Source organism: Streptomyces sp. NC-S4, from assembly GCF_054353315.1.
In genome coordinates this window covers 5,427,515-5,446,291 of record NZ_CM135937.1, presented here as the reverse complement: position 1 = coordinate 5,446,291, position 18,777 = coordinate 5,427,515, and the positions used below count along the sequence as shown (strand labels likewise).

The 18,777-nt window shown below is 70.3% G+C and carries 25 protein-coding genes; 9 read left to right on the top strand and 16 right to left on the bottom strand.

Annotation, left to right across the window (positions count from 1 at the left end; genetic code table 11):
- The first annotated feature begins 31 nt into the window (after positions 1–31).
- On the top strand, positions 32–1,069 hold the full coding sequence (gene mgrA / locus ACXNSR_RS24670; protein ID WP_202199943.1) for an L-glyceraldehyde 3-phosphate reductase: 1,038 nt from the start codon (positions 32–34) through the stop codon (positions 1,067–1,069).
- A 142-nt stretch (positions 1,070–1,211) separates the two neighbouring features.
- Here the strand turns inward: mgrA and ACXNSR_RS24665 are convergent, their stop codons facing one another.
- The gene (locus tag ACXNSR_RS24665; RefSeq protein WP_458637645.1) at positions 1,212–1,985 is read right to left on the bottom strand and encodes a prepilin peptidase; all 774 of its coding nucleotides are present in this window, start codon (positions 1,983–1,985) and stop codon (positions 1,212–1,214) included.
- Between the two features lie 29 nt (positions 1,986–2,014).
- Between ACXNSR_RS24665 and ACXNSR_RS24660 the strand changes: the two genes are divergently transcribed.
- From ACXNSR_RS24660 to ACXNSR_RS24650, 3 genes are all read left to right on the top strand, one after another.
- The gene (locus tag ACXNSR_RS24660) at positions 2,015–2,389 is read left to right on the top strand and encodes a DUF192 domain-containing protein (protein WP_458637644.1); all 375 of its coding nucleotides are present in this window, start codon (positions 2,015–2,017) and stop codon (positions 2,387–2,389) included.
- Positions 2,390–2,448: 59 nt separating this feature from the next.
- On the top strand, positions 2,449–3,066 hold the full coding sequence (locus tag ACXNSR_RS24655; protein WP_458637643.1) for an SMI1/KNR4 family protein: 618 nt from the start codon (positions 2,449–2,451) through the stop codon (positions 3,064–3,066).
- A 267-nt stretch (positions 3,067–3,333) separates the two neighbouring features.
- Positions 3,334–4,620, top strand: a complete 1,287-nt coding sequence (locus ACXNSR_RS24650) for an extracellular solute-binding protein (RefSeq protein ID WP_458637642.1) — start codon at positions 3,334–3,336, stop codon at positions 4,618–4,620.
- A gap of 178 nt (positions 4,621–4,798) precedes the next feature.
- Here ACXNSR_RS24650 and ACXNSR_RS24645 read toward each other — a convergent pair whose 3' ends face one another.
- The 3 genes from ACXNSR_RS24645 to ACXNSR_RS24635 all read right to left on the bottom strand — a co-directional run bounded on the left by ACXNSR_RS24645 (position 4,799) and on the right by ACXNSR_RS24635 (position 6,814).
- A complete protein-coding gene (locus tag ACXNSR_RS24645) occupies positions 4,799–5,425 on the bottom strand; it encodes a hypothetical protein (protein WP_458637641.1) in 627 nt (208 codons plus the stop codon).
- A gap of 71 nt (positions 5,426–5,496) precedes the next feature.
- On the bottom strand, positions 5,497–5,826 hold the full coding sequence (locus ACXNSR_RS24640) for a hypothetical protein (RefSeq protein ID WP_030011500.1): 330 nt from the start codon (positions 5,824–5,826) through the stop codon (positions 5,497–5,499).
- A 103-nt stretch (positions 5,827–5,929) separates the two neighbouring features.
- Positions 5,930–6,814 (bottom strand): polysaccharide deacetylase family protein, encoded by an 885-nt coding sequence (locus ACXNSR_RS24635; protein WP_458637640.1) that lies wholly within the window; start codon positions 6,812–6,814, stop codon positions 5,930–5,932.
- 253 nt (positions 6,815–7,067) lie between these two features.
- Here ACXNSR_RS24635 and ACXNSR_RS24630 point away from each other — a divergent pair, with 253 nt between their 5' ends.
- Positions 7,068–7,376, top strand: coding sequence for a hypothetical protein (locus tag ACXNSR_RS24630; RefSeq protein WP_458637639.1), 309 nt, complete (start codon positions 7,068–7,070; stop codon positions 7,374–7,376).
- Positions 7,377–7,453: 77 nt separating this feature from the next.
- On the opposite strand, the gene ACXNSR_RS24625 is transcribed toward ACXNSR_RS24630, so the two are convergent.
- Positions 7,454–9,040, bottom strand: a complete 1,587-nt coding sequence (locus tag ACXNSR_RS24625; RefSeq protein WP_458637638.1) for an MDR family MFS transporter — start codon at positions 9,038–9,040, stop codon at positions 7,454–7,456.
- 131 nt (positions 9,041–9,171) lie between these two features.
- Here ACXNSR_RS24625 and ACXNSR_RS24620 point away from each other — a divergent pair, with 131 nt between their 5' ends.
- Complete coding sequence (locus ACXNSR_RS24620) at positions 9,172–9,753, top strand: TetR/AcrR family transcriptional regulator (RefSeq protein WP_458637637.1); 582 nt, start codon at positions 9,172–9,174, stop codon at positions 9,751–9,753.
- Positions 9,754–9,789: 36 nt separating this feature from the next.
- Here ACXNSR_RS24620 and ACXNSR_RS24615 read toward each other — a convergent pair whose 3' ends face one another.
- Positions 9,790–10,200: a nuclear transport factor 2 family protein gene (locus ACXNSR_RS24615; RefSeq protein ID WP_458637636.1), complete on the bottom strand. Its 411-nt coding sequence runs from the start codon at positions 10,198–10,200 to the stop codon at positions 9,790–9,792.
- Positions 10,201–10,307: 107 nt separating this feature from the next.
- Between ACXNSR_RS24615 and ACXNSR_RS24610 the strand changes: the two genes are divergently transcribed.
- From ACXNSR_RS24610 to ACXNSR_RS24600, 3 genes are all read left to right on the top strand, one after another.
- A complete protein-coding gene (locus ACXNSR_RS24610; protein ID WP_458637635.1) occupies positions 10,308–10,883 on the top strand; it encodes a TetR/AcrR family transcriptional regulator in 576 nt (191 codons plus the stop codon).
- Between the two features lie 94 nt (positions 10,884–10,977).
- Complete coding sequence (locus ACXNSR_RS24605) at positions 10,978–11,451, top strand: carboxymuconolactone decarboxylase family protein (RefSeq protein ID WP_150258987.1); 474 nt, start codon at positions 10,978–10,980, stop codon at positions 11,449–11,451.
- A 165-nt stretch (positions 11,452–11,616) separates the two neighbouring features.
- Positions 11,617–11,955, top strand: coding sequence for an SCO4225 family membrane protein (locus ACXNSR_RS24600; RefSeq protein WP_458637634.1), 339 nt, complete (start codon positions 11,617–11,619; stop codon positions 11,953–11,955).
- On the opposite strand, the gene ACXNSR_RS24595 is transcribed toward ACXNSR_RS24600, so the two are convergent.
- From ACXNSR_RS24595 to ACXNSR_RS24550, 10 genes are all read right to left on the bottom strand, one after another.
- Positions 11,930–12,565: an OmpA family protein gene (locus tag ACXNSR_RS24595; RefSeq protein ID WP_458637633.1), complete on the bottom strand. Its 636-nt coding sequence runs from the start codon at positions 12,563–12,565 to the stop codon at positions 11,930–11,932. The genes ACXNSR_RS24600 and ACXNSR_RS24595 overlap by 26 nt on opposite strands.
- Before the next feature lie 4 nt (positions 12,566–12,569).
- Positions 12,570–13,154 carry a hypothetical protein gene (locus ACXNSR_RS24590; protein WP_458637632.1) on the bottom strand — a complete coding sequence of 195 codons (585 nt, stop codon included), beginning with the start codon at positions 13,152–13,154 and terminating at the stop codon, positions 12,570–12,572.
- Between the two features lie 27 nt (positions 13,155–13,181).
- Complete coding sequence (locus ACXNSR_RS24585; protein ID WP_458637631.1) at positions 13,182–13,808, bottom strand: pilus assembly protein TadG-related protein; 627 nt, start codon at positions 13,806–13,808, stop codon at positions 13,182–13,184.
- Positions 13,805–14,053 (bottom strand): hypothetical protein, encoded by a 249-nt coding sequence (locus ACXNSR_RS24580; protein ID WP_458637630.1) that lies wholly within the window; start codon positions 14,051–14,053, stop codon positions 13,805–13,807. The genes ACXNSR_RS24585 and ACXNSR_RS24580 overlap by 4 nt, the downstream gene beginning before the upstream one ends.
- Before the next feature lie 110 nt (positions 14,054–14,163).
- A complete protein-coding gene (locus tag ACXNSR_RS24575; RefSeq protein ID WP_458637629.1) occupies positions 14,164–14,850 on the bottom strand; it encodes a response regulator in 687 nt (228 codons plus the stop codon).
- Between the two features lie 3 nt (positions 14,851–14,853).
- Positions 14,854–15,747, bottom strand: coding sequence for a DUF5936 domain-containing protein (locus ACXNSR_RS24570; RefSeq protein ID WP_458637628.1), 894 nt, complete (start codon positions 15,745–15,747; stop codon positions 14,854–14,856).
- A gap of 16 nt (positions 15,748–15,763) precedes the next feature.
- Positions 15,764–16,702, bottom strand: a complete 939-nt coding sequence (locus ACXNSR_RS24565) for a type II secretion system F family protein (RefSeq protein ID WP_458637627.1) — start codon at positions 16,700–16,702, stop codon at positions 15,764–15,766.
- The gene (locus ACXNSR_RS24560; protein ID WP_327737096.1) at positions 16,699–18,042 is read right to left on the bottom strand and encodes a CpaF family protein; all 1,344 of its coding nucleotides are present in this window, start codon (positions 18,040–18,042) and stop codon (positions 16,699–16,701) included. The genes ACXNSR_RS24565 and ACXNSR_RS24560 overlap by 4 nt, the downstream gene beginning before the upstream one ends.
- The gene (locus ACXNSR_RS24555; RefSeq protein WP_458637626.1) at positions 18,039–18,413 is read right to left on the bottom strand and encodes a TadE/TadG family type IV pilus assembly protein; all 375 of its coding nucleotides are present in this window, start codon (positions 18,411–18,413) and stop codon (positions 18,039–18,041) included. The genes ACXNSR_RS24560 and ACXNSR_RS24555 overlap by 4 nt, the downstream gene beginning before the upstream one ends.
- A gap of 1 nt (position 18,414) precedes the next feature.
- Positions 18,415–18,777, bottom strand: a complete 363-nt coding sequence (locus ACXNSR_RS24550; RefSeq protein WP_458637625.1) for a TadE/TadG family type IV pilus assembly protein — start codon at positions 18,775–18,777, stop codon at positions 18,415–18,417.

Sequence of the window (18,777 nt, the reverse complement as noted above, 5' to 3'; positions counted from 1 at the left end):
TCTGTCACAAGTCCGTGATAGGGAGGACAACGTGACTGATACCAATCCCTATCGGGCAGAGCCCTCGCGCTACGACTCCATGGAGTACCGGCGCACCGGCCACAGCGGCCTCAAGCTCCCCGCCATCTCCCTCGGCCTCTGGCACAACTTCGGTGACGACCGGTCCCTGGAGTCCCAGCGGGCAATCCTCCGCCGGGCCTTCGACCTCGGCATCACCCACTTCGACCTGGCCAACAACTACGGCCCGCCGCCCGGCTCGGCCGAGCTGAACTTCGGCAAGATCTTTTCGCAGGACTTCGCGTCCTACCGCGACGAGCTGATCCTGTCGACCAAGGCCGGCTACCTGATGCACCCCGGGCCGTACGGCGAGTGGGGCAGCCGCAAGTACCTGCTCAGCTCGCTCGACGCCTCGCTGAAGCGGATGGGTGTGGACTACGTCGACATCTTCTACTCGCACCGCTTCGACCCGGAGACCCCGCTGGAGGAGACCATGGGCGCCCTCGCGTCCGCGGTCCAGCAGGGCAAGGCCCTGTACGTGGGCGTCTCCTCCTACACGGCGGAGCAGACGGCCGAGGCCGTGCGGATCCTGCGCGGGATGGGCGTGCGCCCGCTCATCCACCAGCCCTCCTACTCCATGATCAACCGCTGGACGGAGGAGGACGGGCTGCTGGACACCCTGGAGGACGCCGGCATGGGCTGCATCTCCTTCGCGCCGCTCGCCCAGGGCATGCTGACCGGCAAGTACCTGAAGGGCATCCCGGCGGACTCGCGGGCCGCCCAGGGCAAGTCCCTCAACCCGGACCTGCTCTCGGACGAGGTGCTCCGCCGGCTGACCGGTCTGAACGGGATCGCGGCCCGCCGCGGGCAGTCCCTCGCCCAGCTGGCGCTCAAGTGGGTGCTCCGCGACGACCGGATGACCTCGGCCCTGATCGGCGCGTCGAGCGTGCCGCAGCTGGAGGAGAACGTGGCCGCTCTGGCGTCCGCGCCGCTCGGGGAGGACGAGTTGAAGGAGATCGACTCCCTCGCCGTCTCCACCCCCGGCACCAACATCTGGGCCCAACGCGGCTGACCTGCGCTTTTAGCGGGCAGCGCGGCCGAGGGGCCGGAAAACAAAAAACGGGCCGGTCCGTGGGGGGGATACGGACCGGCCCGAGGGGGGGGTTCCACCATAACCCTTCGTAAAGCATGTTGCGTGCATTGGCGCACGATGATTACGCTCCGAAACCGCCCAGCAGCACTCCGGTGAGTGCTCCGGCCGCCATGAAGGGGCCGAAGGCGTAGCCCCGATTCCGCTCGTCGGGGCGGCGCAGCAGCAGGATCAGCCCGTACAGGGCCCCGTAGAGCAGGCCGAGGAAGGCCCCGGCGGACCATACCCCCCACCCGTACCACCCAAGAGCGACCCCCAGTGAGAGCGCCAGCTTGACGTCGCCGAAGCCCATCCCGGCGGGGTTGATCAGATGGAGCAGCAGGTACGCCGCTCCGAGCGCGCCGCCGCCCAGCAGCGCGAGCCGCCAGCCGCCTCCGGCCCGGGGCAGGAGGGCGGCCGCACCGAGCCCGGCGGCGACCGCGGCGGCGAGCGGCAGGGTCAGTACGTCGGGCAGCCGGTGCACGGCGCGGTCCACGAGCGAGAGCAGCACGACCACCGGGGCGAGTCCCACGTGGACCGGCGCCTCGGGCCGCGCCCCGACGGCGGCCCCGAGCAGCGCGCAGAGCGCCGCGACGAGGGCGGCGAGCGGGACGGCGCGCCTCCCGTAGGCGTGCGGCACCGCGGCTTCGGGGGGCCGGCCGCCGGGGCCCCGCGCGACGACCTCCGCGGGAAACCGGCAGCGGGCCGGACCGAGCCAGCCGCGCACCCGGTGCCCCTGCGGGCAGCGGTCGCGCCAGGGCTCCCCCGGCTCGACGGAGAACCGGTACGCGGCGCGCGGCAGCAGCCATCCCGCGGCGGCGCCGTATCCGGCGGCGAGAACGATCGGGGCGACACCCATGCGGCGACGGTAGGCCTAGGCTGGCCGCCATGGCGAACTGGCGTGACGGCAACGGCACCCTGCGGGTCGGCACGGACCCCACGGAGATCCCGCTGGAGGTCGCCGCCTCGTACGGGGCGCGGACCCGCGGGCTGCTCGGGCGGGACGGGATCGACGGCGCGATGCTGCTGACGCCCGCGGCGAGCGTGCACACCTTCCGGATGCGGTTCGCGATCGACGTGGCGTACCTCGACCGCGAACTCGGCGTGCTCGCGGTGGTCACCATGGCGCCGGGCCGGCTCGGGCTGCCGCGGCTGCGCTCCCGGCACGTCCTGGAGTCGGCGGCCGGAGCCATGGCGGGCTGGGGTCTGCGGGCCGGGACCGTCCTCGAGGTGGACGTACCCGGGCGTCTCACCTCCCGCTAGGCGAGGCCCATCGCTGGCAGTAGGTTGGGGCGGTTGAGCTGGGGCATCAGGGGAGCGGCATGACGGAGAACGCGCGGATCAAGGCGCTGGAGCAGATCATGCCGGCGACGCACGGCGCCGACGAGGACATCGACTGGCCTGCGGTGGAGGCCGTCTGGGGGACCCGTTTCCCGGCCGATTTCGTCGCGTTCATGGGCCGCTTCGGCGCGGGCTCCATCAACGGCGAGGCCAGCATCCTGCTGCCGCTGCCCAAGCCCGGGCTCCAGTGGGACCCGGCGGGGATGGCCGAGGAGACCGACAACGCCCGCCAGATCTGGGAGGCGGAGGGCGGCCGCTCCGCCTTCGACGTGGACCCCGAGTCGATCGTCGCCTGGGGCGTCACGGGCGGGTCGGACATCCTGTGCTGGCTCACCTCCGACCCCGACCCGGACCGGTGGCCGGTCCTGGTCTGCGGGCGGCACACCGCCGACTCCTTCGCGGTGTACCCGTACGGCATGGCCGAGTTCCTCTACCGGCTGTGCTCCGACGAGTTCGACGTGAGCCCCGTCAGCATCACCTTCTGGGACGGCGGCCACCTCAGCTTCGTGCACTGGCGCAAGGCCCAGCGGCGCTGGCAGGAGGGCCGCAACCCGGAGACGGGCGAACCCGACCCGTACGCGGGCGAGTTCGCCGACTAGCAACCGAGAAGAAACCCCGGAGCCCGTTCCGATACCGGAAACGGGCTTTTCGGCATGTCTACGCGCGTCCAGTATTTGGATCACATATCGGAAAACACCATTGAGAAAAGGCCCGGTTGGAGCATTGCCCACAAGTGCGCCCCCAATGGAATCAACCACCCCTCCCTCAGGAGAGAATTCCGGCCAACGGGCCATCGAGGGACACCCCTGCCCGGAGCAACTCATAAGTAATAACTGGATCCAAAAGAAAATCAGGGGAATACACCCGTGCGACGAAGAATTTCCGGCACGACCGCCACCACGGCCGTGCTCGGTCTGCTGATACCGCTGGCCGGATGCGGCGGCTCCGGAGACGGCGCAGGTGACGGCGGTACGCTGCATCTGGTCGCCGCCGAATACGGCGACAGTCCGGCCACCAGCTCCAAGCCCTACTGGGAGAAGATGGCGGCCGATTTCACCGAGGCGAACCCCGGAATCAAGCTCGACGTCAAGCTCCTGCCGTGGGCCGACATCGACCGCGAGGTCTCTCGTATGGTCAAGGCCGACAAGGCGCCGGACGTGGCACTGATGGGGTCCTACTCGGACTTCGCGGCCCAGGGAAAGCTGTATCCCGCGGACGAACTCCTCTCGGTCACCGCCGAGGCGAATTTCCTCCAGCCGCTCGCCGACGCGGGCTCCGTCGGCAACACCCTCTACGGCCTGCCCTTCGTGGCGAGCAGCCGCCTCCTCTTCTACAACGAGGCGCTCTTCGCCAAGGCCGGCATCAAGGAGCCCCCCAAGACCTGGTCCGACCTCAAGGCCGACGCCAAGGCCCTCAAGGACAAGGGCGTGAAGTACCCCTACGCCCTGCCGCTCGGCCCGGAGGAGGCGCACGCCGAGGCGCTGATCTGGGAGCTGAGCAACGGCGGCGGCTACGCCGACAGCAGCGGCAACTACAGCCTGGCCTCCGACCAGAACATCGCGACCTGGGACTGGGTCAAGAGGGAGATGGTCGGGCCCGGGTTCACCGGCCCGACCCCGCCGTCCCAGCTGAACCGCGCCGACGCCTTCGCCGCCTTCCTGCGCGGGGAGGTCGGCATGGTCAACGGCTATCCCTCGCTCGCCCACGAGGCGCGCGCCAAGGGCATCAGCGTCTCGACGACCTCCATGCCGGTCTCGGACAACCTCGGCACCGGTGTGCCGCCGCCCACCGTCGGCGTCGCCGACTGGATGATGGCCTTCAAGCAGAACGGCAAGCGCGCGGAGATCGGCAAGTTCCTGGAGTTCATCTACCAGGACAAGAACCTGTCGGACTTCGCCGACCGCTACCACCTGCTGCCGTCCACCGTCACCGCCTCGCGCACCCCAGCCGGGGGCGGCCTGGACAAGAACGACACGCAGTTCCTCAACGCGCTGCGCGGCGCACAGCTCTACCCGGTCAACGACCCGTCCTGGCTGACGGTCAGCGACACCATCAAGCGCAACATCGGCCGCGCCGTGGAGCCGACCGGCAGTCCGAAGGGCGTGCTGGAGGACATCGCCGGACAGGCCGCCCAGGCCGCCAAGAAGCGCTGAGACGCACCGAGACGCGCCGAGAAGCGCCGAGAAGTTTCCCGACACGGGACCTTCGACCCGTGCCGCAGACCATCCCGTGCGGCACCATGGCCCCTACGGCCCTTGATCCAAGGCCTCGGCCCAGTCGCCCGACGAGCACCCACAAGGTGCACGGGGCGGCCGGCCTCCACCCGGAACCTCAGCGCTGCTGCCCGTGTTCCGAGGCGAACGCCGTCCGGTACTGCTCGCAGCTGGAGTTCCAGCGCAGCGTCCCGACCAGCGTTCCGTAGCCCGAGCGCGTGACCGACCACTCCACCGTGTACTCCCCGGTGTCGCACGCGATCCGCTTGTCGCCCGCGACCTTCTCCCGCCCGGTCGCCGGCTTCCCGGTCAGTTCCCTGCGCACCTCGGCGACCTTGGCCCGGTCGGCGGAGCGCAGTACGGCGTGCACGACGATCGGGTGCTCGCCCTCCTTCACCGTCAGCGCCTTCTTCACCACCGTCGAGTCCGACACCGACCAGGCGAACTCGTACCCGGGCAGCCACGCCAGGGTCTTGGGGTCGGCGACCCTGCGCTCGAAGTCCGGCGCGGCCGAGGGGCCGGGGCGGGTGACCGTCCGGTACTGGATCCCGGGGTGGAAGCGGAACTGCGCCTCCACCTTGTGCATCTCGTCCTTGGTCCACATCGACTTCATGCTCTTCTCGCCGCCTGCCGGGTCCTGGAGGTAGGCCGTTCCCTCCGCGGCGGTGGCGGCCTGGCCCAGGAGGGGCGCGAGGGCCGCGGAGGCGGTGGCGAGGGCGAGAGCGGCGATGCGGGTGCGCTTCATGCCCGGCCCAACGGAACCTTCCGGCGGGCCGGAACGATGCCGGGCGCGCATTCACCCGTACGGGAGTCCGCTCAGGCCTGGCCGGTCTCGAAGCGGCTGATCCGGCCGCCGCCGGGGGCGATGACGAAGCGCCAGGTGGTGCGCATCTCGCCCCAGGTGTCGTTGCGGTAGTTGACGAGCAGGGTGCGGCCGCCGTCGGACTCGGACTGGACGTCCATGTGGCCGCCGGAGTCGAAGATCTCCCGGTCGATCCAGTCGTGCAGATCGCGGTCGGAGCCGTCGTCGGACATGGTCGCGTCGGCGGTCAGGACCGCGAGGAAGGCGTCCTTGTCGTGCGCGTTGACGGCGGCGACGAGAGCGCCGACCACCGGGTCGGACAGTCTGGCGGGGGCGATGGCCACAGGAGCCTCCTGGTCGGGCGTACGTTCGTCCGTGCCCGACCAGGGAACAACGCGGGCGGGTCCGCGTCGTCGACCGTCACCCGTTCGCCCGGCGGACGGCGTGTCAGGAGCCGGCGGGCGCGTCCGCGGCGCGGGTGTCCGCGGCGCGGGTGTCCGGGGCGTCCGGGGCGGTGCGGACGGGGAAGCCGGTGGGCCGGCCCTGCTCCTTCAGCCAGGCCAGCACCTGGTCGAGGGCGTCGACGGTCTGGGCGCGGTTGCCGCCGCCGTCGTGGAAGAGCACGGTGGGGCCGTTGCCGATCTCGCGCTTGACGGCGTTCACGATGGCGGCCGTACCCGGCTTGTCGAAGTCCTTGGTGTCGACGTTCCAGCCGAGCGGCCGCATGCCGTGCGCGGCGGCGATGCGCCGGCTGTCGGGGGTGAACGCGCCGCCGGGGGCCCGGTAGTACTCGACCTTCGCGCCGCCGCCCGCGGCTTCCTCGATCAGCTTCTTCGCTTCCAGGATCTGCTGCTCCTGGTAGACGACGGGCTTCTTGTCCATGGCCGTGTCGTGGTTCATGGTGTGGTCGCAGAGCCGGTGCCCGGCCGCGACCACCTTCTTCACCAGGTCGGGGTGGGCCTTTGCCTGCGGCCCGACCATGCAGAAGGTCGCCTTGACGTCGTGCCGCCGCAGGACGTCCAGCACCTTCGGGGTCCAGCGGGGGTCGGGGCCGTCGTCGATGGTGATGTTGACGGCGTTGCCGCCGCTCTCGGACGCGTGGGCTATGCCGTCGGGTATCCCCTGCGGCTGCTGCCCGGACCGGCCGTCGTCGCCGCGGCCGGAGTGGTCGGTGGCGCCGGGGCGGGCCATGTGCTGCTGGGAGGCAGCGGTTCCGTCCGGCCCGAACAGGGCCGCCGCGCCCCAGACGACGGCCGCCACGGCGGCGCCCGAGGCCACGACGGCGGCGCCGGTCCGGACGCCCTTGTTGTTCGCGCGCGCCAAGAAACTCATGAACGGTCCCTCCCCATCCGCTTTGTGAGCGTTCTGTGGATCAGGACGTCCGTCGCCGCCGAGGAGTTCCAGCCGAATAACCCATAAATTCCCTGTTATGGGACTGTTGGGACCGATGGGACTTTAGTCCTGCATGGAGTTGACGCCTGCCCGCCCGAACACACCCGAAACGGACAGGTCTTCGAGGACATCCGTCCCGCATCCCAAATCGCCGCACCCGCACGGAGGTTCACCGCCGGGACGCTCGACGAGAATGGCGCCCACGGACTCGCCGGACACCCCGCACACCGGATCCGACCGGCCGGCGGACAAGCTCGCCGCGCTCCGCCTCGGCCGGAGACTGGTGACAGAAGTCCCGGCGTCCCGACCGGGCCACCGCTTCGGCCTGAAGCGCCGGGAGTACGACGGCGAACGCCTCGACGGCTTCGACTACGACATCGGCGCGGTCCTCGTCGCGTCCGCCGAGGCCGCGGACGAGGCCGGCCTGCTCGCCGTGCTCACCGCGTGGGGGCTGCGCCCCGGCGCCTTCGCCTACCCCTGGGAGACCGGCGACCCCCGATAGCCGCGCCCGGACGTGCCGGAAGGCGGCACCCCCGGTCGTCCCGGTGGTGCCGCCTTCCCGGCGGCGCGTACTCGGTGTCAGTGCGCGAGCGACTCCTGGGCGGCCGGGGCCGCCTTCTCGCCGTCCGCGGCACCGGCCGGGGCGGCCGGGCCCGCGCCGCGGAGGGGCACCTCCTTGACGAACCAGGCCGCCGCGAAGCCCAGTACGGCGATGGCCGCGCCGAGCAGGAACGCGGAGTGCGTACCGGCGGCCACCGCGTGCTGATAGGCGTCGCGCACCGCTTCGGGGAGCTTGGCCAGGCTCGCGGCGTCCAGCTGCGCGGAGCCCGCGGCTCCGGCGGCCTCCGGGCCCAGGCGCTCGGCCATGGTGTCCGTGACCCGGGTGGTGAAGAGGGAGCCCATCAGGGCCACGCCGAAGGAGCCGCCGAGCGTACGGAAGAGGGTCGCGGAGGAGGAGGCGACGCCCATGTCCTTCATCTCGACGCTGTTCTGCGCGACCAGCATGGTGATCTGCATCAGGAAGCCGAGACCCGCGCCGAGGACGGCCATGTAGAGGCCCGACACGAGGCGGGTGGTACCGGTGTCCATGGTGGCGAGCAGGAACATCCCGACGACCATGAGCGCGCCGCCGGCGATCGGGAAGACCTTGTACTTGCCGCTGCTGGTGGTGACCCGGCCCGCGATGAGCGAGACGACCATCATCGAGAGCAGCATGGGCAGGAGCAGCAGGCCCGAGTTGGTGGCGGAGGCGCCCTGCACCGACTGCTGGAACAGCGGGAGGTAGAGCACGCCGCCGAACATCGCGAAGCCGACGAGGAAGCCGATCACCGACATGAGGGTGAAGTTGCGGCTGCGGAAGATGTGCAGCGGCATGACCGGTTCGGCGGCCTTGGTCTCCGCGTAGAGGAACGCGGCGGTCGACAGGACGCCGACGACGATGAGGCCGAGGATCTCGGCGGAGCCCCACGCGTACTCGGTGCCGCCCCAGGTCGTCACGAGGACGGTGGAGGTGATCGCGACGGTCAGCAGCGCGGCGCCGAGGTAGTCGATCTTGCCCTGCGCCCGCTTCTTGGGCAGGTGCAGCACGGCGGTGACCATGGCCAGCGCGACCGCGCCGAGCGGCAGGTTGATGTAGAAGGACCAGCGCCAGCCCATGTGGTCGGTGATGGTGCCGCCGACCAGCGGGCCGCCGATCATGGCGAGGGCCATGACGCCGGCCATCATGCCCTGGTACTTGCCGCGCTCACGGGGCGGGATGAGGTCGCCGATGATCGCCATGACGCCGACCATCAGACCGCCGGCGCCGAGGCCCTGGATCGCGCGGAAGCCGATCAGCTGGCCCATGTCCTGGGCCATGCCGCTGAGCGCGGAGCCGATGAGGAAGATGACGATCGAGGTGAGGAAGGAGCCCTTCCGCCCGTACATGTCGCCGATCTTGCCCCAGATGGGGGTGGAGGCCGCGGTGGCCAGCGTGTAGGCGGTGACCACCCAGGAGAGGTGCTCCAGGCCGCCGAGTTCGCCGACGATCGTGGGCATCGCCGTGCCGATGATCATGTTGTCGAGCATGGCCAGCAGCATCGCGATCATGAGTGCCATGAGGACGACCCGTACGCTGCGCGGCTTCACCTCCTCCGAGGTCCCCGCAGGCTTGACTTTGTCCACCATGTCCACTCCCCTGGCCCTACCGCTCGCACTACGTCCCGCACCGGAACTTACTTGCCGCCCGGCTAGTTCATTACAATGGGGACGGTAGACCCGCAACTAGCCGGGCGTCAAGTAAGTAATTGGGGAGAGCCATGTCCAGCAGCAGTCCGCAGCGGCGCCGTGGCGACACGCGTCAGCGCATCCAGGACGTCGCACTGGAGCTCTTCGCCGAGCAGGGGTACGAGAAGACGTCGCTGCGCGAGATCGCGGAGCGGCTGGAGGTCACGAAGGCGGCGCTGTACTACCACTTCAAGACCAAGGAAGACATCATCATCAGCATCTTCGAGGACCTGACCCGGCCCATCGACGAGCTGATCACGTGGGCGGAGGGCCAGCCGCGCACCCTGGAGACCAAGCGCGAAGTACTGCGCCGCTACAGCGAGGCGATGGCGTCCGGCGCCGTGCTGTACCGCTTCATGCAGGAGAACCAGGCGACGATGCGCGAGCTCGCCATCGGCGAGACGGTGAAGAAGCGGCTCTTCACCCTGGTGGAACTGCTCCGCACCCAGGACGGCCCGCTCACCGACCAGGTCCGCTGCGTCAGCGCGCTGTTCACGCTGCACGCCGGGATGATGTTCCTCCAGCACGTCGAGGGCGACCCGGAGGAGACCCGCCTGGCGGCCCTGGAGGTCGCCACGGACCTCATCACCCAGGCCCACCACGAACACTCCTGACCGGCGGCCGAGTCGGCGGCCCTCCGGGCGGAGGGCTCAGCCGAGCCGGCGGTCCCCGGGGGCGATCGGGACGTCGTTGATGCTCGCCTCGCGCCGCCTCATCAGGCCGTCGTCGTCGAACTCCCACTGCTCGTTGCCGTGGCTGCGGAACCACTGGCCGCCGGCGTCGTGCCACTCGTACTCGAAGCGGACCGAGATGCGGTTGCCGGTGAAGGCCCACAGCTCCTTGCGGAGCCGGTAGTCGAGCTCGCGCTCCCACTTGTCGGCGAGGAACGCACGGATCTCGGCGCGGCCGGTGAGGAAGCGGTCGCGGTTGCGCCAGACCGAGTCCTCCGTGTACGCGAGGGCGACACGCTCGGGATCGCGGCTGTTCCAGGCGTCCTCGGCGGCCTGGACCTTGGCGCGCGCGGACTCCTCGGTGAAGGGCGGCAGGGGCGGACGTGTCACGGCGGAACCTCCGGAAGGAAAGGGCGAGAACGGTCGTTCTCCCCGCTGCCCCCACCGTAAGAGAACGACCGTTCTCGCCGCAAGGGGAAACGGGCTACCCTGCCCTCATGGACGACGAAGAGGCACGTACCCGACTGCTGGACGCGGCGGAGGAGCTGTTCTACCGGCACGGCATCCAGGCCGTCGGCATGGACCGCATCCGCACCGCCTCCGGGGTGCCCCTCAAGCGCCTCTACCGCCTCTTCCCCGCAAAGGAATCCCTGGTCACGGCCTATCTGGAACGCCGCGACCGGCGCTGGCTGGACTCCCTGCGCACCGCGGCCCTCGCCCCGGCCGAGCCGCGGGCGCGCGTGCTCGCGGTCTTCGACTGGCTGGCGGACTGGTTCACCGAACCCGGCTTCCGCGGCTGCGCGTTCCTCAACGCGCACGGGGAGCTGGGGGCGGCCGCCCCGGAGATCGTCCGCATCCACAAGGCCGGACTGCACGCCCTGCTGGCCGACCTGACCGCCGGCCTGACCGCCGGCCCGGCCGCCGGTCCGGCCGCCGGCCCCGCCGCCGACCCCGCCCTCGCCGACCGGCTCCTGATCCTGGCCGAGGGGGCGACGGCGGTGGCCGCCCTCACCCCCGGCCCGGAGCCGGCGCACCGGGCCCGGGAGATCGCGGAACTCCTCCTGGGGGAGTGACGCAGGTCACGCCGCACCGTCCCGCGGGGCTGTCACATCCGGGCCGCGTTTTCCGTCAGAGCTGTGTATCGACCGACACGGCAAGGAGATCACGATGGAAGCGCGCCTCAACTTCTACGGCAACGCGGTCGCGACCAAGTTCGCCCGGTACATCAACTCCGCGGGCAAGGTCATCTCGGACTCGACCCTGCCCCACGCCACGCAGGAGCTCGTGAAGCTCCGGGCCAGCCAGATCAACGGCTGCGGGTTCTGCACCGACATGCACTTCAAGGACGCCTCGCACGCCGGGGAGGACCCGGTGCGCCTCAACCTGGTCGCCGCCTGGCGCGAGGCGAAGGTGTTCACCGACGCCGAGCGGGCGGCCCTGGAACTGACCGAGCAGGGCACCCGCATCGCCGACGCGGCGGGCGGGGTCACGGACGAGGCATGGGCCGACGCGGCCAAGTACTACGACGAGGACCAGCTGGCCGCGCTGGTCACCCTCATCGCGCTGATCAACGCGTACAACCGGATGAACGTGATCGTCCAGCAGCCGGCGGGCGACTACCAGCCGGGCCAGTTCGGCTGATCCCGCGCCGCGCACGGGTCCGGCCCCCACAGGGGAGGGGCCGGACAGCGGGCGCCACTGGGTGCCATCGGGTGCCGTTGGGTGCACGGCCTGGGTACGGGTACTCACGACAAGGCCCCGGACGTTCCCGACCATGGAGGCAGTCCACACACCCCTGGGGGAACGATGACCGCTCGTACGCTCGTCCGCCTGACCTTCGCGAACCCCGCCTCGGGAATCTACCTGGGGCTCGTCGGCGCCGCGGTGGCCGTCGCGACGGGCGTCACGCTGTTCGCCCCGGACCCCGGCTTCGTATGGGTACTGCCCGCGCTGCTCGCGTTCCCGCTGTTCCTCTTCGTGACGCTGATCCCCGGCACGGCCCCCGCGGACGGCCAGCCGGCGCTATGGCTCCTCCTCGCCGAACTGGTCCTCTGCGTACTGGCCCAGTCGCTCGTCCTCGGCACGATCGTGGAGGCCTCGCGCGGCCGCCTCCGGCGGCCTATCCGGCGCCGCGGGGGAAGGTGATCTCGACCCGGCGGTTCTTCTTGCGGCCCTCCTCGGTGCCGTTGTCGGCGATCGGGTAGTCCTCGCTGTAGCCGCGGACGTCGAAGACGACGTTCGGATCGGTGACGGTCCTGGCCAGCTCGGCCTGCACGGCATCGGCCCGCTTCTTGGAGAGCTCCTTGCCGTGCTCGTAGCTGCCCTGGTCGTCGGTGAACCCGAAGACACGGATGCGGGTGGCCTTCTGCTGGTTGATCTCCTGCGCGATGGCCTGGATCCGGGCGGCGGCTTGCGCATTGAACACGGCACTGTCCTCGGGGAACAACACCTCGGACTGCAGCGCCATCATGACGGTCTGATTGGTCTCCTGCCGCCGCTGCTCACCCCCGAGGTCCTCGACGACCTCGGCGATGTCCAGCACCTTGATCGGGGCGAGCGTTCCCCCTTGCGGGATCTTCAACCCGGGGGCGTTGGAGTCGATCTGCACGGGCGCGGCGGCGGACGGCTCTGTTCCGGGGGGGACGGATGGCTTGACGTCGTCGGCGTGAGCTGCCGCCGCACCAACCGATTGAACGCCGGCGATGACGAGCCCGACGACGGCTGTGGCGGCGAGGACGCGGTGGCGTTTGGTCATGGGGTCACCCGGAGAGTTTGACGGTTGCCGTGGCGAATGTGGGGAGGCTGAGGTCCATCTCGACCGTGCTGCTCGGCGGAGAGGGGAACTGCGCGAAGAACGGCATGGTCTGGCCGGCTTCGATGATGTTCAGCCCAGTCGTGCACAGACACCGGCCGTCGGTGTCCCGGAGTACGTAGTACCTCTTCTTGCCGGCCTTGTCGACCAGGGTCACGCCGGCCACGGATACACCACTGGAGTTCAGCTCATTGCCGCGCCAAGGCGCGGTGTTCACGTAGGCGGCACTGCCGGCGTTCTTCAACTGCCCCTCGACGGTGAGGAATCCTCCGGCATCACGAGCAGCCTTGTTGATCGTCAACACCATGCCCGCCTCGCCGTTCACCGTCGCGAGGATCTGGGTCGGTGGGGCGTCCGCACTCTTGACCGCCCCGGGCGGGGACGCCTCGCCGCCGCCCTGCGGCTTCGTCGACGTCGACGCAGCGGGCTTGTCCGACTTCCCCTCGCCCCCGCACCCGGTCAGGGCAAGGGCCAGGACCGCCACCATCCCCACAGCCGCCTTCCCGTGGGCCGCGCGCCGCCGAACACTCATGTACTTGGCTTCCTTGTCTCTCGGTCGTCAGTCGATCAGTCGTACGTCGAACAGGGCCACGGCCAGCGAACGCCACGCGCGCGGTCTAGCCGGGTCGTAGTCCACGACGACCCCTTTGGCACAGGAGAACTTGATCGGCCCGGGCGGGCCCGGTGTCGGCGCCGAGCCGCCTCCGCCCCCCGAACCCCCGGGTTCGACGTGACAGCGAGGCACGATCTCCGCTCTCGCCTCTGCTTCACCGTGCCTCCCGCTCGCTCCTGGGACGACAGAGTCCCCCACCGTCCCGTTCGTAGTCGACCGGACGGTGAAGCGGGTACCCGACGCGCTGCACGTCACCGTCGCGTCATTCATCGCGGCGAAGTCGTGCGCTGCGCCACAGGCACTGCCGGGAACGCCGAACCGACGGCCCAGCAGAACCTGCTCCCACTCTTCCGGGGAGAGCGTGGCGAGGTCGATGCCGGGCGCGAGGGTGTCCCGGGCCTCGCGCGCCGCCGCGAGTGCGGCAGCGTCGGCAGCTCCTTGCGCATTGCTGCGCACGATCCCCGCCTTACCGATGGTGAAGAACGCCAGAGCAGCGAAGAGCAGACCCACCACGACTACGACGTAGATCGGGAAGGCCTGACCACGGTCACCGCCGAATCGGCGCCATGTCACCTTCCTGCCGTGATGCTCGCAACGGCAGCAGTGATCTTGGTCGTGATGGCCTGGCCGATGCCGGTACCGATGATCGCGCCGATGATCACCACGACCACCAGGATGATGCCCAGGTATTCGAAGGCGGTCTGGCCGCGGTCGGGGTTCGTGTGGCGCTTGCGGAGTCTCGTCACGGCCGTGTCCGTCCAGCCGTTCACCCTGATCCGTGCCTCCACGGCGGCCTTCAGCAGCGTGTTCTGTGACATGGGGGTTCCCTCCCGGGCCGGTACCGGTGTCGATCTGCGGACGGTACGGCGAGTCACCAGTCGTCACCAAGGGTCCCGGGGCCCAATTACGGACCCACTGCGCACTCTGTCTACCCATGACCGGTCACTCCTGGACGGGCGGTTCCCAGCCAGCGGGCTATCGCCTCGCTGCGCGTGGCGCTCTGGAGCTTCGCGAAGATGCGGTTGATGTGGTTCTTGACGGTCTTCTCACTGATGAAGCAGGCCGCCGCGATCCGCTGGTTGCTCATCCCGGACGCGATCAGATCCATGATCTCCACCTCTCGGGAACTCAGCCCGAAGACAACAGAGTTGTGTATCCGCTCAGAAGACTGTGCCACATCTCGTTGCGGATGCGAAGAGGATCGGAGCTCCGCGAGGAGGGCGCTCGCCGCCGTCGGGGTGAAGTGGGGGCGGCCCAGCGGGGCGTCGCGCACCGCCCTCAGCAGGTCGTCCGTCGTGAACTCGCCGTGCACGAGGTAGCCGCCCGCGCCCAACAGCAGCGCCTCGCAGATGATTTCGGCTTCCCTGCTGTACGTCAGTATCAGTACCGGAGCGAGCTGCACGAGGTGCGGAAGCGCCGAGATGCCGTCCACCCCCGGCATGCGCACATCCAGCAGGATCACGTCCGGCGCGTGCCGGCGGGTCAGGCTCAGTGCTTCGCGCCCGTCCGCCGCCTGGGCGATGACGTCGAGGTCCTCGGCCGCGCCCAGGATGGCCGCCAGACCCGCCCGGACGACCGGGTTGCCGTCCGCGATGAGCACGCTCAGCCGGGCCATCGCTCAGCCACCCCCGAACAGTGCGTCGAAGTCGACGTTCGCGCCGTAGACGAAGCCGCAGACCAGCAGGATCAGCGTGCCGGGGAGCATGAACATGGTCACCGCGAACGTCGCCTTCGGGACCGCCCGGGCCGCGCGGCGCCGGGCGTTCTGGGCGTCCGTGCGGCGCATGTCCTCGGCGATCGCGATCAGGGTCTCGACGATCGGCGAGCCGAGCTCCTCGCCCTGCTGCAGGGCCGTGACGAACTGGGCGACCTGTTCGCTGTCGTTGCGGCGGCGCAGTTCGTCGAAGGCCTGACGGCGGCTGACGCCCATGTTCATCTGCTGCAGCGTGATGCGGATTTCGTCCGCCCAGGGGCCTTCGTACTTGTCCGCCACCCGTTCCAGCGCCTGCCGGAAGCCCAGCCCGGCGCTGACGACGACTGCGAGTACGTCCAGGAAGTCCGGCAGGGTCCGCTCGATGTGATCGCGGCGGACCCGGATCGCCGACCAGAGGCCGGCCTCGATCCAGAACAGGCCGAAGGCCACCATGAGGAGCGCCGCGACCAGCTGACCGTTGATCAGCATCGAGAAGGCGCCGAGGGCGCCCAGGGCTCCGTACACCGCGCGCCGGGCCGCGTAGCGGTCGATCGTCAGACCGGCCGGGTTGCCGGCCATGTCGATCTGGCGGCGCTTGCGGGCCACCCGCGCCGGCCCCATCAGCCGCAGCACCGCCGGGGCCCAGCGGATGCCCATCCGGTCCACCAGGGAGCCGACCGCCGTCGTGCGGGTGGCTCCGACCTCCAGGGCGAGCGCGAGGTCCGTGGGCAGCTTGACGTCCGCGCGGTAGAGGCGGATGCCGTGGAACGCGCCGAGGACCGACAGGGCCACGGCCAGTGCGAGAAGGAGTCCGGTCATCGTCGCGTCCGCCCCCTCACACGTCGATCTTCGACAGGCGGCGGATGAGGACGAAGCCCAGGGCGAAGAGGCCGAGGGCGATCAGGACGGCCGTCTGGCCGATGAACGCGCCCGTCATCCGGTCGAGCGCGCCGGGCATCATCAGGTCGACCAGCAGCAGGGACCCGAGGCCGATGGCGGGGACCAGGTACGCCGTCACCGTGACCTGGGAGAGCTGCGTGCGGATCTCGCGCCGCGTCTCCTTGCGCTGCTCCAGCGTCACCGTGAGGTTGCGCAGGCTGTCCACGATCGCGCCGCCCGCGCGGGCCGACAGGACGAGGGTGGAGACCAGGACGACCAGCTCCCGGGACGGCAGGCGCTCGGTGAGTTCCCCGAGGGACTCGTCGATCGAGTGGCCGACGGCGAGGCGGTCGGCGACGCGCGCCAGTTCCTCGCCGGCCGGTGCCTCCAGTTCCTCGGCCGCGATACCGATGGCCGTACGCAGTGCCAGCCCGGCCTGGGTGGCGTTGGCGAGGATGCGGGCCAGGTCGGGGAGCTGGTTGATGAACCGTTCCGTACGCCGTGCCCGCTGCCAGTTGAGGAAGGCGTTCGCCGCCCAGATGCCGATGGCGCCCGCCACCGGGCCGAAGAACGGCGCGAGGAGGGAGGACGCGATGAGCCAGACGCCCGCGATCGAGCCCAGCATGTAGACGAAGAACTCGCCGGGGGTGAGGTCCAGGCCGGTGGTCGCCAGTTTCACCTCGATCCGGCGGCCGAGCCCCGTCCTGCGCAGCCTCCGGTCGACCGTCGGGAAGCGGCGCCGACGGCCGACCGGCTCCGGGGCGCCGCTCGCCGTGAGGCGCTCGATGAGGGCGGCGCGCTGGGCGCGGCCGGCCAGGTACGCCTGGAGGCCGGCGACGACCAGTACGCAGGTCAGCAGCGTGGCGCCGAGGGTGGCGAGGATCAGTGGGTTCACAGGGCGGTCCGGGTGATGCGGGCGGTCAGGGGGTCCTCCGGCGCGACACCGAAGGCCTGCGGGACGGGCTGGTTGTTCATGTAGAGCCGTTCCGCGATCCGGCGGGGCAGCGGGTAGTACTCGAAGTAGCCGTGGACGCGCCCGTCCGCGCCCATCGGCTGGGCTCCGAAGCGGCAGACCGTGGTGATCCGGAAGGGTTCGCGGCCGTGCGATTCGAGGACGGAGATCTCGGTGATGCGGCGCGAGCCGTCGCCGAAGCGGGTGAGCTGGACGATGACGTTCACCGCGCTGTTGATCTGGTCCTGAAGGGCCTCGAAGGGGATCTCGACCTCCGACATGGAGGCGAGCGTCTGCAGGCGCATCAGGGCGTCCGAGGAGCTGTTTGCGTGGACGGTCGCGAGGGAGCCATCGTGGCCGGTGGACATCGCCTGGAGCATGTCGAGGGTCTCGCCGCCGCGGACCTCACCGACGATGATGCGGTCGGGGCGCATGCGCAGGGAGTTGCGTACGAGGTCGCGGATGGTGATCTGGCCCTTGCCCTCCACGTTCGCGGGCCGGGATTCGAGGCGGATGACGTGGGCCTGCTGGAGCTGGAGTTCGGCCGAGTCCTCGATGGTGATGATGCGTTCGCCCTCCGGGATCAGGCCGGAGAGGGCGTTGAGGAGGGTGGTCTTGCCGGTGCCGGTGGCCCCGGAGACGATCACGTTCATCTTCGCCCCGACCAGGCCCGAGAGCAGTATCAGCATCTGCTCGTCGAGCGAGCCGAGGGCGATCATCTCGTGCAGGGTGAAGGCGCGCGGGAAGCGGCGGATGGTGAGGGTGGCGCCGGTCAGGGAGAGCGGCGGGATGATGACGTTGACGCGCTCGCCGCTGGGCAGGCGCGCGTCGACCATCGGATTGGCCTCGTCCACGCGGCGGTTGACGGTGGAGACGATGCGCTCGATGGTCTGCATCAGCTGCTCGTGCGAGGCGAAGCGGATGGGGAGCTGTTCGACCCGGCCGGCGCGCTCCACGTAGATGTGGTCGGGGCCGTTGACCATGATCTCGGAGATCGAGGCGTCTTCGAGGAGCGGTTCGAGCACGCCGAGTCCGAGGGCCTCGTCGACGACGCGGCGGATCAGCTGGGCGCGCTCGACCGTGGAGAGGACGGGCCCTTCCCGGCTGATGATGTGGCCGAGTACGCGCTCCAGGCGCGCCCGGCGCTCGGCGGGTGCGAGCGCGGACATCTCGGCGAGGTCGATCTCCTCCAGCAGCTTGGCGCGGTAGGAGGAGACCAGGCGGCCGTCCTCGCGCGGGCTGTGGCGGTCGTCGGGGGTGTTGACCCGGGAACGCAGGCTCATGGTCCGGTCACCTTCGGGTCGTCGTTGGGCATGACGGCGGTCGCCCTGGCCGGTTCGGGATCCAGCCCGGGAATGATCGAGTTGATCCGGATGGTCACGGTCGCCGTCACCGCGTCCGCTCCCGCGTCCACGCTGACGGTCGCTGCGAGCCCCTCTCGGATGGCTGCATATCCGGCTGCCTCCCCCCGGCCCCGGTGCTGGGCCTCCACACGTGCGGCGGTACGCGCCGCCGTGTCCGCCTGTTCGTGGACGTACCCCACCCAGCCCAGCTGGATCCCGCAGAGGGCGACGAACAGCAGGATCGGCACGAAGCCGATGTACTCGATGGCCACTTGGCCCCGGTCGGAGCGCCAGTTCCGCTTCCTGCTCATGTCACTGCTCCGCCTTCTCCAACGCCGCGCCGCCCGTGGCGGTGATCCTGCCGAAGTTGAGCCCGGGGTAGAGCACGGGGATCTCGAGGGTCACGGTCGACCTGTAGATGTCGCCCGAGGGAACGCACACCGCCTTCATGCCCCAGGCCTCGCCGATGTGCTCCGCCGCCGCCTCCTGGCAGGACCGTCCCACCGCCGCCGCCCGCGCCGCCTCGTCCGCCGCGTTGCCCGCCAGCGAGAAGGCGTACCCGATCAGTACGCACTCCCACACCGCCGCCACGAGCAGCAGGATCAGCGGGACCGTGCCCACGAACTCGATCGCCACCTGGCCCCGGTCCCCGCGGCCCGGTCTGCGGGCGGGCAC